Raw genomic sequence first — 14,094 nt, 5'->3', positions numbered from 1 at the left:
GACGTCTTCCTGTGGCGCCGCCTACGGTCCGCGCCACTCGGGTCACAGCAGTGATCTCGCGAGCCCGAGGATCACCGGAGCCACTCCCACGGCCAGGAACGCGGGCAGGAAGCACAGCCCCAACGGCGCGGTCACCAGCACCCCGGCCCTGCGGGCCCGTGCCGCCGCCGCGCGCGACGTACGGGTGCGCGCCTCGTTCGCCAGCCGGGCCACCGGCTCCACGGCGGGCACGCCCGCCGTTCCCGCTCTCTCCATGCTGCGCGCCAGTGCCTCGCAGCCGGGGAGTCCGCCGAACCTCCCCCACACCGCTGCCGGTTCGCCGCCGAGCCGCAACTCGGTCGCCGCCCGCAGAAGGCGATCGCCCAGCGGCCCGCCGAGTGAGCCGCCCACCGCCTCTGCCGCATGGTCGGGGCCGGACCCGGCCGCGAGGCAGGCGGCCATCAGCTCCGCCGCCAGCGGCAACTGGCCGGCCGCCGCCCGCGCTTCGGCCGTCGGGCCTCGGGCGCGCTCGTGCCGACTGCGCCGCAGCCACCACCACGCAGCGCAGGGACCCCCGCCTCCGGCCAGCCATCCGGCGGGGCCACCGACCATCACCACCCCGAAGGCCGCCACCCCGAACACAAGGACCACCTCCCGTACGGGCGCCCCGCGGAGCCATTCCGGTGGGTCAGCCAGCGCTGAACGCCGCGCCGGCTCCCCGCCGGACGGCGGCGCGCCGAGCAGCGCACGGGCCCGACGCCGCGCTGACCACTCCCGCCGCCACGCGGCGGACGTGCCCACACACCCCACGGCCGCCAGCGCCGCGGCCGTCCACAGACTGGGGACGATCTGCGCGCTCACGCCGGCCCACCTCCTTCCGCCGCGCGGACGATCCGCGCCACCCAGGCCAGTCCGGCGAACTCGAGGAGCACGCCGACAGCCAGGCAGCTCAGCCCCGCGGCGCTGTGCAGCAGCATCCGTAACGGGTCGGCGCCCATTGCGCTGCCCAGCAGCAGTCCGAACACGGGCAGCAGCGCCAGCAGCACCGCCGTGGCCCGTGGCCCCGCCAACTGCGCCCTCACCTCGTCCCGTTGGTCCCGCTCGGCGCGGAGCGCTGCCGCTACCCGGTCCATGCCTTCGGCAAGCCCGGCGCCGCTGCCCGCGGCCACCTGCCAGCACGCGGCCGCACCCCGCAGCCCGTCCGCTCCGGGCAGCGCCGCGCCCTTGCGCAACGCCTCCGGGATGTCGCCGCCGAAGCGTGCCGCCGCGAGCAGCGCGGCACCGTGATCACCAAGCCCGTCCGCTCCGGCGGCCAGCAGCGCGCGGTCGGGCGGCGTCCCCGCTCTGAGCTCGCCCGACACGGCCGCGCAGAGGCCGATGACCGCCTCTTCGCGGTCCTCCGCCGCCTTCCTCTCCTGGTGGGCCCTCAGCCGGCGCCGCACCAGCGGCACTGCCAGCGCGCCCGCGACGACCGGCAGCACGGACGCTCCCAGGAGCCCCAGCAGCACACCGCCCGGCAGGCACCACCACTCGTGCCCCACCCGGCCGCCCAGCCGTCGCCGCAGGGATGCCCCGAACTCGCGGACGCGGTCGGGCCGTTCCTCCTCCGGCCGCATCGCTTCTCCGCTGCCCGCGAGCAGCAGCCGTGACCGGCGCAGCCCGTCGTCCCGTGCGGCCATCAGCCACGCGGCCGCGCCCGCGCAGACAGTCGCCACGTACAGCGGAAGGGTGTCCACGCCCGTCACCACGCACCTCCGCCCCGCGCGCAGAGCGCCTCCAGCCGCTGGCGGCCGCGCCCCGGCACGAAGCCCTCCGCGCCCCACACCGCCGCCGGTACGGTCGTGACCAGCCCGTCCCGGTCCCGCTCCAGCACATGGATCTCCGCGATCCTGCGCCGCCCCGAGCGGTCCCGTACGAGATGGACGACCAGGTCCAGTGCCGCCGCCAACTGGCTGTGCAGCGCGGTACGGTCGAGCCCGGCGGTCGCCGCCAGCGCCTCCAGCCGGGCGGGCACATCGGCTGCGGCATTCGCGTGCACGGTGCCGCAGCCGCCTTCGTGGCCCGTGTTCAACGCGATGAGCAGGTCGGTCACTTCGCTGCCGCGGACCTCGCCCACCACCAGCCGGTCTGGCCGCATCCGCAGCGCCTGGCGCACCAGGTCGCGGAGGCTGACGTGGCCGATGCCCTCCTGGTTGGCGACTCGCGACTCCAGCCGCACCACGTGCGGATGGTCGGGCCGCAGCTCTGCCGAGTCCTCGGCCAGCACGATCCGCTCCCGCGGGCCGACGAGGCCGAGCAGGCTGCTCAGCAACGTCGTCTTGCCGGATCCGGTGCCGCCGCTCACGAGGAACGACAGCCGGGCGTCCAGCATCGCCCGGAGCAGCCGGTCCCCGCCCGGCGGCACCGTGCCGGCAGTGATGAGCTCGGCGAGGCGGAACGCCCTGGGCCGCACCACCCGCAGCGACAGGCACGTGGAGCCGACCGCCACGGGCGGCAGCACCGCGTGCATACGGGTGCCGTCCGGCAGCCGCGCGTCGACCCACGGCCGCGCGTCGTCCAGCCGCCGCCCGGTCGATGTGGCCAGTCGCTGCGCGAGCCGGCGCACCGCCGCGGCGTCCGGGAACCGGACCTCCGTCCGCTCCAGCCCGCTCCCCCGGTCGACCCACACCTGCTCAGGGCCCGTGACCAGCACGTCGGTGACCTGCGGATCAGCCAGCAACGGCTCCAGCGGTCCGGTGCCGACCATCTCCGAGCGCAGCGCCTCCACCACCCGCAGCACCGCGCTGTCGCCGAGCAGCCGGCCCTGCGACCGCAGTGCGGCCGCCACCCGCGCCGGGGTCGGTTCCGCCCCGGTCTCCGCGAGGCGCACCCGGACAGCGTCCAGCAGCGCGGGCCCGGTGGCCGGATCCCGGGGCCCGCACAGCTCCACGGCCCCCGTCCCCGCGCTGGTCCGCATACCGGTCGCGACCACGCGGTTTCCGTCCGTGTGGCCCGGCTCGACGCGGCTCATACGGCCACACCTCCAGCGCTGCCGCTGCCAGCCAGCGACCGGTCCCAGAACTCGCGGCAGAAGCGGGCGAGCGCGCCCGACTCCGCGGAACCGGGCGGCTTTCCGTGCTCGACGGACTCCAGCAGTCCGGGCTCCCAGGGGAGTTCACCGGCGAGACCGAGGCCCAGCAGCTTCGCGATCTCTTCCTCTTCCAGTCCTGGGCCGTACGCTCTGCCGCGCCGTCCACCGGAGCCACCGCGCGTACGGACCACGGCGCGGAGGTCCTTCAGCACCATCCTGGTGGCGGAGGCGACCCGGTGCGCCGCGGCGACGGCCCGCAGCTCGGCGGGCACCACCAGCAGCCCGACGTCGAGCTGGGCGAGCGCTTCGGCGACGGCCTCGTCCATCCGGCGCGGGAGGTCCACGACGACCACCCCGGCGTGCCGCCGCGCCGCCTCCAGGACGGACTTCATCGCGTCCCCGGAGACCGCCATGGAGGCGCCGCGGTCCCAGCTGAGCACGCTCAAGTCGTGCAGCCTCGGCAGCGATTCCTCGAGCGCGGCGCCGCCGACGCGCCCACGTGACTCCGCGAACGCCGGCCACCGCAGCCCCTCCGTCCGTTCACCGCCGAGCAGGACGTCGAGGCCGCCGCCCAGCGGGTCGCCGTCGATCAGCATCGTGCGCCGGCGCGTGTGTGCCGCGGTGACCGCCAGCGCGCAGGCCAGGGTGGAGGCTCCGGCTCCGCCGCGGCCGCCGATCACGCCGACCGTCAGCGCGGGGTCTCCGACCCCTTCGGCGGCGTCCGCGATCCGCCCCGCCAGCCAGCCCTCGGCGTCGGGGAGGACGACCACGCCCTCGGCGCCGATCCTGGCTCCGCGCTCCCATACTCCGGAGTCGTCCAGATCGCGGCCGACGAGCAGCACGCCCGCCCGGCGGGCGCCGACGGGCGGGCCCGTGCCCCGTCCCCCGAGACCGCCTCCCGCGCCGGCGCAATCGTCTCCGACCAGAACCAGCGGCGACGTCCGCCACGTGTCCGCGGCGGGCCAACTCGCCCAGCCCACACGGTCCGCAGGGGCACCGTGCGCCACCTGCGCCTCTGCTCCCGCCGCAGCGCACAGCCGCAGCAGGTCGTCGAGAAGGTCCTCGTCCTCCGTGACGATCAGAATGGTTTCGGCCATGATCAAAGCCCTCCACGTTTCGCGAGCCGGGTCCGCGAACTCCCGCGGACCCCGTCGGGAAACACCGTGCGGGCATCCGGAAAAACGTGTTGATCATGGTCGAAAACTGTGGACAACTCGGCGGTTGTGGATAACTCGCTCGCTCATACCGGTGACTTCCAGAGAGCAGCTCACCGATTACACGGAGTTACGTGTTTACTGGAGAGCAAGCGCCGCCGCCGACAGCGAACGACTGGAGGAAAGAGGTCATGATGAACCGGGAAAAGCGTCCGGACATGCGACGACCCCCGCCGGGGGGGAGAGCGGGGGTCGTCCCCACGGCCGACTCGGGGGGGGGAGGAGTCGGGCCGGGTTAGCACGGTCGCGAACGATCCGTGACTTCCATGGTGTACCCGAGAGCCTTCTCAGGCAAACCAACGCGCCCTACCTTACGCCGAATGGTTGGCGCCTATGCTCACACCTGTGGAAATCCCGTCGCTGCCCCGCACTGCCGCGTTCTTCGACCTGGACAAGACGGTCATTGCGAAGTCGAGCACGCTCACCTTCGGCAAGTCCTTCTACCAAGGTGGCCTGATCAATCGCCGAGCCGTACTGCGCACTGCCTACGCCCAGTTCGTCTATCTGGCCGGCGGTGCCGACCACGACCAGATGGAACGGATGCGGGAGTACCTCTCCGCCCTGTGCCGGGGGTGGAACGTCCAGCAGGTACGCGAGATCGTCGCCGAGACGATTCACGATCTCATCGACCCGATCATCTACGACGAGGCCGCCTCCCTCATCGAGGAGCACCATCTCGCGGGTCGCGACGTGGTGATCGTGTCCACGTCCGGGGCCGAAGTGGTCGAGCCCATCGGCCAGCTGATCGGCGCCGACCGCGTGGTGGCGACCCGCATGGTGGTCGAGGACGGCTGCTTCACCGGTGAGGTCGAGTACTACGCATACGGCCAGACCAAGGCGGACGCCATCGCCGACCTGGCCAAATCGGAGGGCTACGACCTGAGCCGCTGCTACGCGTACAGCGACTCGGCCACCGACCTTCCGATGCTGGAGACCGTGGGCCACCCGCACGCCGTCAACCCCGACCGCGCACTGCGGAAGGAGGCCCTCGCGCGCGAGTGGCCGGTCCTCTCGTTCTCCCGTCCGGTCCGTTTGAAACAGCGGATGCCGTCGCTGTCCATGCCGTCGCGTCCCACGATCGCCGTCGCCGCGGCCGCCTTGACGGCCGCTGCCGCAACCGCGGGGGTCGTCTGGTACGCGAATAAGCGCCGAACTCGCCCTGTTTAACATTTATTGAGGTACTGGAGGCATTTGACCCGGAAAGTAAAGTTCCGGGGCAAGGGGTTCCGCTGCCCCCTTGTCCGGAGTACAAAGGAATTAACGGCCCGCGAGACCCGCGGCATCCGAGAGGATCCCGCAACACGCATCAGGCCCCACGGACCGGACGCATGAATACCGGGCACCCACGCGCAGCCGACCCGCGATTCGGGCCAGTCGCACCAGGTGACGGGCAAAGTCCCGACCTGATGGACGATATTTCGTGCACGCACTGGTAACCCGGTGGACATGCCAGCGGCGGTGCTGCCTTGAGAGCAGTGCCGCCGCAACTCTGTCCGGCCGCAACTCTGCCCCGGCGGCTAAGCGGCGCCGCGCTGCATCGCCTCGCACACCGCGGTGCTCTCCCGCACGCCCAGCCCGACGGCGCGGGCGCAGTGCCCGATCCAGTCCGACATGCCGTCCGGCCTGCCCGAGGCGTAGCCGGTGAGGCCGGACGCGTACGCCTCCGCACCGGCTTCCGCGTGCCCGACCTCCGAGGGGCAGACCGCCTTGGGGTCGAGCCCGCTCCCCACCAGGACGATCCGCTCCGCGGCCCGTGCCACCACTCCGTTGTGCGAGCCGAAGGGCCGCAACGACAGCAATTCGCCGTGCACCACGGCGGCCATCACCAGTGCGGGGGCGGCGGATCCGGCGGCCACCAGCTCGGCCAGCCCGTCCAGCCGCGCCGACACCTCGTCGGCGTCCGGCAGGACCAGCCCCAACCCGGCGGGGTCGTCGACCGGTTCGCCCGCCAGCCGGGGCCTGCCCACCGTGTCGTCCGGCGCGGCCCCGCTCGCCGCCACTAGGTGCAGCCGCGCGAGCACGCGCAGCGGTGACTGCCGCCAGACGTCCAGGAGTTGGCCGGCCTCCGCGGTCACGCGCAGCGCGGCGCCGACCGTACGGGCCTCGCCCTCGACCCCGAAGTCGCTGCGCCGGCGCACCTCTTCGAGCGCCCAGTCGGCGCCGTCCAGCGCGGCGGAGCCGCGGGCTCCGCGCAGCGCGGCCTCGGCGCTGACCTCGCTGCTGCGGCGACGCATCACGCGGTGCCCGTAGAGCCGGTCCGTGGCCTTCCGTACGGACTCCACGGCCTCGGCCACTCCGGGCAGTGCTTCCAGCGGGGCCAGCGGGTCCTCGGTGTTACTCATGCGTACGACCCTACGCACCCGCCCGGGCGCGGACGCCCCTCGATCGAGTGGTCTTCTTCACTCGCGCTCACCACTCATTGCGCACGCCTGATTACGCTGACGAACATGAAGATCGCTTTCGTAGGCAAGGGGGGCAGCGGCAAGACCACGCTGTCCGCACTGTTCATCCGCCGTCTCGCCGCGCACGGTGCCCCCGTGCTCGCCGTGGACGCCGACATCAACCAACACCTGGGCGCCGCCCTCGGCATGGCCGAGGCCGACGCCGCCGCGCTGCCCGCGCTGGGGGCCCACCTCCCCCTGATCAAGGACTATCTGCGCGGCGGCAACCAGCGCATCATCTCCGCCGAGACGATGATCAAGACCACTCCGCCCGGTGAGGGCTCCCGGCTGCTGCGCGTCGTGGAGGACAACCCGGTCTACGACGCCTGCGCCCGCGCCGTCCCGCTGGAGGGCGGCACCGTCAGACTGCTCGCGACGGGCCCCTTCACGGAGGCCGATCTGGGCGTGGCCTGCTACCACTCCAAGGTCGGAGCGGTGGAGCTCTGCCTCAACCATCTGGTGGACGGGCGTGACGAGTTCATGGTCGTCGACATGACGGCGGGCAGCGACTCGTTCGCCTCCGGGATGTTCACGCGCTTCGACATGACGTTCCTGGTGGCCGAGCCGACCCGGAAGGGCGTGGCGGTCTACCGGCAGTACAAGGAGTACGCGAGCGACTTCGACGTCGCGCTGAAGGTCGTCGGGAACAAGGTGCAGAGCCGCGACGACCTGTCTTTCCTGCGGGACGAGGTGGGTGACGACCTGCTGGTCACGGTCGGGCACTCGGATTGGGTCCGCGCCATGGAGAAGGGCCGCCCCCGCCCGCTGGCCGAGCTGGAGGACACGAACAAGCTCGCGCTCGGCGTGCTCCACGAGACGGCAGACGGGGCGTACGCACGGCGCGACTGGGACCGCTACACGCGTCAGATGGTCCACTTCCACCTGCGCAACGCGGAGAGTTGGGGCAACGCGAAGACCGGAGCCGACCTGGCCGCCCAGGTCGACCCCGGCTTCGTCCTGCGTGAGCATCCGGCCGCGCAGCCGGCGTGACGCCCGCGGCCGCCGCACCGGCGGCCGCATCCGGCTCGTGCCACGGCTCGTGCTCCGGCGCGAGCCACCGGTACGCACTCCTCCCGGCGCGGGCACGGCCGCCCGCGCCGGCGCGAAGGCCGCACGCGCCCTCAGCACACGCCCCGGCGCCCGGCGCCGAACCCCCGGAGCCCGGCCCCGGACTCGCCGCTCGTCCGCTACGCGCCAGGCTGCGCCGCCGATCCGGAGCTCTTGGCCTTCGTCGTGAGGAAGGACCGCCAGCCGTCCTCCGGTTCCGCGCCGACCGGCAGCGTACGGAGCTTGGCGAGCGTCTTCGGGTCCTGTACGTCCAGCCAGTCGACCAGCTGCCTGAACGAGACGCAGCGGACGTCCTTCTTGCCGCAGACGTCCTCGACGACGTCCTCGATGGCGTCCATGTAGATGCCGTCGTTCCACTGCTCGAAGTGGTTGCCGATGATCATCGGCGCGCGGTTCCCGTCGTAGGCGCGCTCGAAGCCCTGCATGAGGCCGTCGTACATCTGCTCCTCGTACGTGTCGTGCATCGCGGGCGGCCCGTTGACCGTCTGCGACTGGTTGACGAGGAAGTTGTAGTCCATCGCGAGCGTCTCGAACGCGCGCCCCGGCATGGGGACCTGTTGCAGCGGCAGATCCCACATCCCTTCCTCCTTGCCGGGCCAGACCTGTGTGCCGTTGCCGCTGGAGTCGTAGCGGAAGCCCATCTCCTTCGCGGCGGGGAGGAGGTTCTTGCGGCCCTCGAGACAGGGGGTGCGGCCGCCGATGAGCTCCTTCTCGTAGTCGAAGGGGAGCGCCGCCGAGGTCTTCCAGCCGGTCGTCGTCTTCCAGTTCTTGACGAACCACTTGGCCTGGCTGATCTCGCTCTTCCAGTCCTCCGTGGACCAGCTGTCGACGCCCTCGGGGCCGCAGAAGTGCCCGTTGAAGTGGGTGCCGATCTCGCTGCCTTCCAGCCAGGCGCCGCGCAGCTGCTGGAGGGTGGCCTTGATGTTCTCGTCCCGGAGGTAGCCGATGTCGGAGGCACCCGGTCCGCGGCCCGGCGCCTCGTAGCGCTCGCGTTCCTTCTCGGGCAGCAGGTAGATGCCGCTGAGGAAGTACGTCATGGAGGCGTCGTTCTCCTTGGCCACCTTGCGGAAGCGGGAGAAGAGCGCGTTGCCGTCCTCGCCCGCGCCGTCCCAGGAGAAGACGACGAACTGCGGGGGTTTCTCACCCGGTTTGAGCTTGCGGGGCGTCGGCTGGTGCGGCTGTGCCCCGGTGACCGAGGTGGAGCCGTCGCCGATGAGGCGGGGCTGCTGCTCCGCGTTCTGGCCGCCCTCGTGTGTGTCGGGAGCCGCCTTCCGGTCTCCGCCGGCGCTCTCGCCCTCGTGTGTACCGCTGGCACAACCGGCCAGAAGCGTCGTCAGGGCGGTCAGCACCGCCGTATACGCAGCCCAGCGGCGGCTGGCTGTCATGGCTCACCTCATTCTTGTGACTATCCGACCAGCGCATTTATGCGGGTCCAACGTGGCACGTCCAAGAAGAGGGACCGGTATGACAAGCGGTTCTCCATACTTTTTCACCCGACGGACGGAACCTCAGGTGCATCCGTCGCCATCGACTTCTCCAACTCTTTACGATCCATTACGAGTCGTTTACCGATGCTTGAAGTGATGAGTCAGCTACATACCGTGATGTGCCGCCTCCGGAGGAGATGACGGACCCATGTCCGCCCACACCCCCGCCCGCACCGCCACCCGTGGCCCCCTCGGCCCTCTCGGCCGCCTGAACGCCGCAGATCTGTCGGCGTCCGTGACCGTTTTCCTCATCGCACTGCCGCTGTCCCTCGGCATCGCGCTCACCGCCGGCGCGCCCCTGCAGGCAGGGCTGGTGGCAGCCGCCGTCGGCGGCATCGTCGGCGGCCGGCTCGGCGGTTCGCCGCTCCAGATCGGGGGCCCCGCGGCGGGGCTGACGATCGTCACCGCCGACCTGATCCACGTCTACGGCTGGCGCGCCACCTGCGCGCTCACCATCGTCGCCGGGCTGGCCCAACTCGCCCTGGGCTTCCTGCGCGTGGCACGTTCCGCGCTGGCCGTCAGCCCGGCGATCGTGCACGGGATGCTGGCGGGGATCGGCGTCACCATCGCGCTCGCCCAGGTCCACATCGTGCTCGGCGGGGACCCGGAAGAGTCGGCGATCGACAACGCCCTCACGCTGCCGGGGCGGCTCGCCGACCCCCACCCCGCCGCCCTCACCGTGAGCGCGGTGACCGTGGCCGTCCTCCTCGGCTGGCCGTGGCTGCGCCGCAGGTGGGGGCCCGACGGGGCCGCGGGCGCCGTCACCCGCTGGGTGCCCGCCGCGCTCGCCGCGGTCACGCTGGCCACCGCCGTCGCCTCGCTGTCCGGGATGCGGCTGCCGCGCGTGCACCTGCCGTCCTGGCGCAGCCACGCGCTGCCGGAGCAGCCGGAGGGCCCGGTGCTCGGCATGATCGCCGCCGTGCTGACCGTCGCGCTGGTGGCGAGCGTGCAGTCGCTGCTGTCGGCGGTGGCCGTGGACAAGATGGCGGCGAAGCGCACCGGCAGCCAGCGGGTGCCGCCGACCGACTTCGACCGCGAGCTGCGCGGCCTGGGCGTGTCCAACATGGTTTCGGGCGCGCTCGGCGGTCTGCCCGTCGCCGGCGTCGCCGTACGGAGCGCGGCCAACGCGGCGGCGGGCGCCGTGAGCCGCAACTCCGCGATCCTGCACGGCGTGTGGGTGCTGCTCGCCGCCGGGCTGCTCGTCGGGGTGCTGGAGCTGATCCCGCTGGCCGCGCTCGCGGCGCTGGTGATGGTGGTCGGCGTGCAGATGGTGAGCATCACCCACATCCGTACGGTCACCCGGCACCGCGAGTCGCTGGTGCACGCGGCGACGACGGCGGGGGTGGTGCTGCTCGGCGTGCTGCAGGGGATCGCGGTCGGCGGGGCCGTGGCGGTCGCGCTGGCGCTGCACCGGCTGGCGCGGACGCGGATCAGTTCCGAGGTGACGGACGGGGTGCACCGGGTGCGGGTGCGCGGGCAGTTGACGTTCCTGGCGGTGCCGCGGCTGAGCCGTACGCTCGGCCAGGTGCCCGAGGGGGCGGACGCGGTGGTGGAGCTGGACGGCTCGTTCATGGACCACGCGGCGTACGAGACGCTGCAGGAGTGGTGTACCGCCCACGCGTCTCGCGGCGGGAGTGCCAAGCTGACGGGCCGCTACGGCCAGCGGATCGCCGAGCCGGCCACCGGGCACAGCTGCTCCCCCTGGACGCCCTGGCGGAACCACCAGTGCACCCGGCCGCCGGTGGAGCACGCCGAGCACACGCCGCGCCGCGGGCAACTGCTGGGCGGCGTGCGGAACTTCCAGCGGACCACCGCACCGCTCGTACGGGACGAGCTGGCGCGGCTGGCGCGTGAGGGGCAGCGGCCCTCGCAGCTGTTCCTCACCTGCGCGGACTCGCGGCTGATCACCAGCATGATCACGTCGAGCGGTCCGGGCGACCTGTTCACCGTGCGGAACGTCGGCAACTTCGTGCCCCTGCCCGGCGACGACAGCGCCGACGACTCCGTCGCCGCGGCCATCGAGTACGCGGTCGACGTGCTGCAGGTCGAGTCGATCACCGTGTGCGGGCACTCCGGCTGCGGCGCGATGGCGGCGCTGCACGCGGCCGGAGCGGCGGCCGGCGCCCGCGCCGCGCCGGCCGTGCCGGGCGGCCCCGGTACGCCCCTGGGCCGTTGGCTGCGACACGGCGCCCCGAGCGTACGGCGGCTGGCGGCGCAGGGCGGCTCGGCGCCGCGCCTCGCGACCCGCGAGCCGGAAGGGACCGAACTTCTCTGCCTGACCAACGTGGTGCAGCAGCTCGAGCATCTGACCGCGCACGAGTGCGTGGCCCGCCGCCTCGCCGAGGGCGGTCTGGAGCTGCACGGCATGTACTTCCACGTCGGCGAGGCGCAGGCGTACGTGCTGGACCACCCGTACGTGCTCGACCGCCCGTACGTGCCGGACCACCCCGACGCGTCGGGCCGTACGGGCGGCGCCGGCGCGCGGACCGTACAGCCCGCCGTCTTCACGCCCGTACGGCCCGAGGGTGCGCTGAGCGGGCTCAGGGCCCTTCGGGTGCCGCGGACCGGCCGGGCTGAACGGCCGGATCGCACGGCTTGGGAGTGCCCCTGACGCTGAAGGCCGGGCTCACCGCCGGGCCGGGCCGCCCGGCAGCACTCCCGTCCTCGGTCCTGCGTTCACCCCGTACTTGGAAGGAGGATGGTGATGCGTTACATCCTGACCGACGCCGGTTCGACAGGTCTAAACCAATTTTCCGCAGGAACCCTTGTCACGAGGCACACCGGCTGATGAGCTAGGCGCCGGGACACATCGGACACCCGGGAATGGGAGCAGTCGTGAGCAACGAAAGCCTGGCCAATCTGCTCAAGGAGGAGCGGAGGTTCGAGCCGCCCGCCGAACTGGCCGCCCACGCGAACGTGCAGGCTTCGGCCTACGAGCAGGCGAAGACCGACCGGCTGGGTTTCTGGGCCGAGCAGGCGCGCCGGCTCAGCTGGGGCACGGAACCGGCCGAGACGCTGGACTGGTCGAACCCGCCCTTCGCCAAATGGTTCGCCGACGGCAAGCTGAACGTCGCGTACAACTGCGTGGACCGCCACGTCGAGGCCGGCAACGGCGACCGGGTCGCGCTCCACTTCGAGGGCGAGCCCGGCGACACCCGTACGATCAGCTACGCCGACCTCCAGCGCGAGGTCTCCCAGGCCGCCAACGCGCTGACCGAGCTCGGTGTCGCGGCCGGCGACCGGGTGGCGATCTACATGCCGATGATCCCGGAGACGGTCGTCGCGATGCTCGCCTGCGCGCGTATCGGCGCCCCGCACTCGGTGGTCTTCGGCGGCTTCTCCGCGGACGCGCTCGCCACCCGTATCGAGGACGCCGACGCCCGCGTCGTCATCACCGCGGACGGCGGCTACCGCAAGGGCGCCGCCAGCGCGCTCAAGCCCGCCGTGGACGAGGCGCTGACGCGTCCGGGCACCGGCGGCGTACGGAACGTGCTGGTCGTACGGCGCACCGGGCAGCAGGACATCGCCTGGACCGAGGGCCGCGACGTGTGGTGGCACGACCTGGTCGACCGGCAGCCGGAGGAGCACACTCCGGAGCAGTTCGACGCGGAGCACCCCCTGTTCATCCTCTACACCTCCGGCACGACCGGTAAGCCGAAGGGCATCCTGCATACCACGGGCGGCTATCTGACCCAGGTCGCCTACACCCACCACGCCGTCTTCGACCTGAAGCCGGAGACCGACGTCTTCTGGTGCACCGCCGACGTCGGCTGGGTGACCGGCCACTCGTACATCGTCTACGGGCCGCTCGCGAACGGCGCGACCGAGGTGCTCTACGAGGGCACCCCGGACACGCCGCACAAGGGCCGCTGGTGGGAGATCGTCGAGAAGTACCGCGTCACGATCCTCTACACCGCGCCGACCGCGATCCGCGCGTGCATGAAGTGGGGCGACGAGATCCCCGCGAAGTTCGACCTGAGCTCGCTGCGGATCCTGGGCTCGGTCGGCGAGCCGATCAACCCGGAGGCGTGGATCTGGTACAGGCACCACATCGGCGCCGACCGTACGCCCGTCGTGGACACCTGGTGGCAGACGGAGACCGGCGGCATCATGATCAGCCCGCTGCCGGGCGTGACCGCGGCCAAGCCGGGCTCGGCGCAGGTGCCGCTGCCCGGGATCTCCGCCACCGTCGTGGACGACGAGGCGCAGGAGGTGCCGGACGGCGGTGGCGGCTATCTGGTGCTCACGGAGCCGTGGCCGTCGATGCTCCGTACGATCTGGGGCGACGACCAGCGGTTCCTGGACACGTACTGGTCGCGGTTCGAGGGCCGGTACTTCGCGGGCGACGGCGCCAAGAAGGACGAGGACGGCGACGTCTGGCTGCTGGGCCGGGTGGACGACGTGATGCTCGTGTCCGGGCACAACATCTCCACCACCGAGGTCGAGTCGGCGCTCGTCGCGCACCCGAGGGTGGCCGAGGCGGCGGTCGTCGGCGCCACCGATCCGCAGACGACGCAGGCGATCTGTGCGTTCGTCATCCTGCGCGGCGAGGCCGCGGCGGCGGAGGGCCTCGTCGAGGAGCTGCGCCAGCACGTGGCGAAGCAGCTCGGGCCGATCGCCAAGCCGAAGCGGATCCTGCCGGTCGCGGAGCTGCCGAAGACCCGCTCCGGGAAGATCATGCGGCGGCTGCTGCGTGACGTGGCCGAGAACCGCGAGCTGGGCGACGTCACCACGCTCACCGACTCGTCGGTGATGGACCTCATCCAGGCCAAACTGCCGGGCGCGGCCAGCGAGGACTGACCCGGAATACACGGCAGCAGGGGCACCGGGCCGCG

Annotated in this window: 10 protein-coding genes; 4 read left to right on the top strand and 6 right to left on the bottom strand. The window is 72.3% G+C overall.

Annotated elements, in window-relative coordinates; genetic code table 11:
* Positions 1 to 42: 42 nt before the first annotated feature.
* The 4 genes from DVA86_RS14100 to ssd all read right to left on the bottom strand — a co-directional run bounded on the left by DVA86_RS14100 (position 43) and on the right by ssd (position 4,146).
* Entirely contained in the window at positions 43 to 840 is a 798-nt protein-coding gene (locus tag DVA86_RS14100) for a type II secretion system F family protein (RefSeq protein WP_222623320.1), read from the bottom strand.
* Entirely contained in the window at positions 837 to 1,658 is an 822-nt protein-coding gene (locus tag DVA86_RS14095) for a type II secretion system F family protein (protein WP_208884683.1), read from the bottom strand. Before DVA86_RS14095 ends, DVA86_RS14100 begins: the two co-directional genes overlap by 4 nt.
* A 62-nt stretch (positions 1,659 to 1,720) precedes the next feature.
* Entirely contained in the window at positions 1,721 to 2,935 is a 1,215-nt protein-coding gene (locus DVA86_RS14090; RefSeq protein WP_208884680.1) for a TadA family conjugal transfer-associated ATPase, read from the bottom strand.
* 50 nt (positions 2,936 to 2,985) lie between these two features.
* The gene (ssd, locus tag DVA86_RS14085; RefSeq protein ID WP_208878603.1) at positions 2,986 to 4,146 is read right to left on the bottom strand and encodes a septum site-determining protein Ssd; all 1,161 of its coding nucleotides are present in this window, start codon (positions 4,144 to 4,146) and stop codon (positions 2,986 to 2,988) included.
* Between the two features lie 450 nt (positions 4,147 to 4,596).
* On the opposite strand from ssd, the gene DVA86_RS14080 reads away from it, so the two are divergent.
* The gene (locus DVA86_RS14080) at positions 4,597 to 5,430 is read left to right on the top strand and encodes an HAD family hydrolase (protein ID WP_208878601.1); all 834 of its coding nucleotides are present in this window, start codon (positions 4,597 to 4,599) and stop codon (positions 5,428 to 5,430) included.
* A gap of 350 nt (positions 5,431 to 5,780) precedes the next feature.
* Here the strand turns inward: DVA86_RS14080 and DVA86_RS14075 are convergent, their stop codons facing one another.
* The gene (locus tag DVA86_RS14075) at positions 5,781 to 6,605 is read right to left on the bottom strand and encodes a Fic family protein (RefSeq protein ID WP_208878600.1); all 825 of its coding nucleotides are present in this window, start codon (positions 6,603 to 6,605) and stop codon (positions 5,781 to 5,783) included.
* A 105-nt stretch (positions 6,606 to 6,710) separates the two neighbouring features.
* Here DVA86_RS14075 and DVA86_RS14070 point away from each other — a divergent pair, with 105 nt between their 5' ends.
* Positions 6,711 to 7,694 carry an ATP-binding protein gene (locus DVA86_RS14070; protein ID WP_208878599.1) on the top strand — a complete coding sequence of 328 codons (984 nt, stop codon included), beginning with the start codon at positions 6,711 to 6,713 and terminating at the stop codon, positions 7,692 to 7,694.
* A gap of 197 nt (positions 7,695 to 7,891) precedes the next feature.
* Here DVA86_RS14070 and DVA86_RS14065 read toward each other — a convergent pair whose 3' ends face one another.
* Positions 7,892 to 9,157, bottom strand: coding sequence for a polysaccharide deacetylase family protein (locus DVA86_RS14065; RefSeq protein WP_208878597.1), 1,266 nt, complete (start codon positions 9,155 to 9,157; stop codon positions 7,892 to 7,894).
* Positions 9,158 to 9,407: 250 nt separating this feature from the next.
* On the opposite strand from DVA86_RS14065, the gene DVA86_RS14060 reads away from it, so the two are divergent.
* Both DVA86_RS14060 and acs read left to right on the top strand, forming a co-directional pair.
* Positions 9,408 to 11,870, top strand: a complete 2,463-nt coding sequence (locus DVA86_RS14060) for a SulP family inorganic anion transporter (protein WP_208878595.1) — start codon at positions 9,408 to 9,410, stop codon at positions 11,868 to 11,870.
* Between the two features lie 224 nt (positions 11,871 to 12,094).
* Positions 12,095 to 14,059 (top strand): acetate--CoA ligase, encoded by a 1,965-nt coding sequence (gene acs, locus DVA86_RS14055; RefSeq protein WP_208878594.1) that lies wholly within the window; start codon positions 12,095 to 12,097, stop codon positions 14,057 to 14,059.
* Positions 14,060 to 14,094 lie beyond the last annotated feature (35 nt).

The sequence above is a fragment of the Streptomyces armeniacus genome (genome assembly GCF_003355155.1).
GTDB lineage: Bacteria > Actinomycetota > Actinomycetes > Streptomycetales > Streptomycetaceae > Streptomyces > Streptomyces armeniacus.
The sequence above is the reverse complement of the archived record's forward strand: the minus strand, read 5'-3'. Positions and strand labels throughout refer to the sequence as shown.

Coding starts and splice junctions, on each gene's coding strand:
- ssd (WP_208878603.1), bottom strand. CDS start 4,146: ATGGCCGAAACCATTCTGATCGTCACGGAGGACGAGGACCTTCTCGAC.
- DVA86_RS14095 (WP_208884683.1), bottom strand. CDS start 1,658: ATGGCCGCACGGGACGACGGGCTGCGCCGGTCACGGCTGCTGCTCGCG.
- DVA86_RS14090 (WP_208884680.1), bottom strand. CDS start 2,935: ATGCGGACCAGCGCGGGGACGGGGGCCGTGGAGCTGTGCGGGCCCCGG.
- DVA86_RS14070 (WP_208878599.1), top strand. CDS start 6,711: ATGAAGATCGCTTTCGTAGGCAAGGGGGGCAGCGGCAAGACCACGCTG.
- DVA86_RS14060 (WP_208878595.1), top strand. CDS start 9,408: ATGTCCGCCCACACCCCCGCCCGCACCGCCACCCGTGGCCCCCTCGGC.
- DVA86_RS14080 (WP_208878601.1), top strand. CDS start 4,597: ATGCTCACACCTGTGGAAATCCCGTCGCTGCCCCGCACTGCCGCGTTC.
- DVA86_RS14075 (WP_208878600.1), bottom strand. CDS start 6,605: ATGAGTAACACCGAGGACCCGCTGGCCCCGCTGGAAGCACTGCCCGGA.
- DVA86_RS14065 (WP_208878597.1), bottom strand. CDS start 9,157: ATGACAGCCAGCCGCCGCTGGGCTGCGTATACGGCGGTGCTGACCGCC.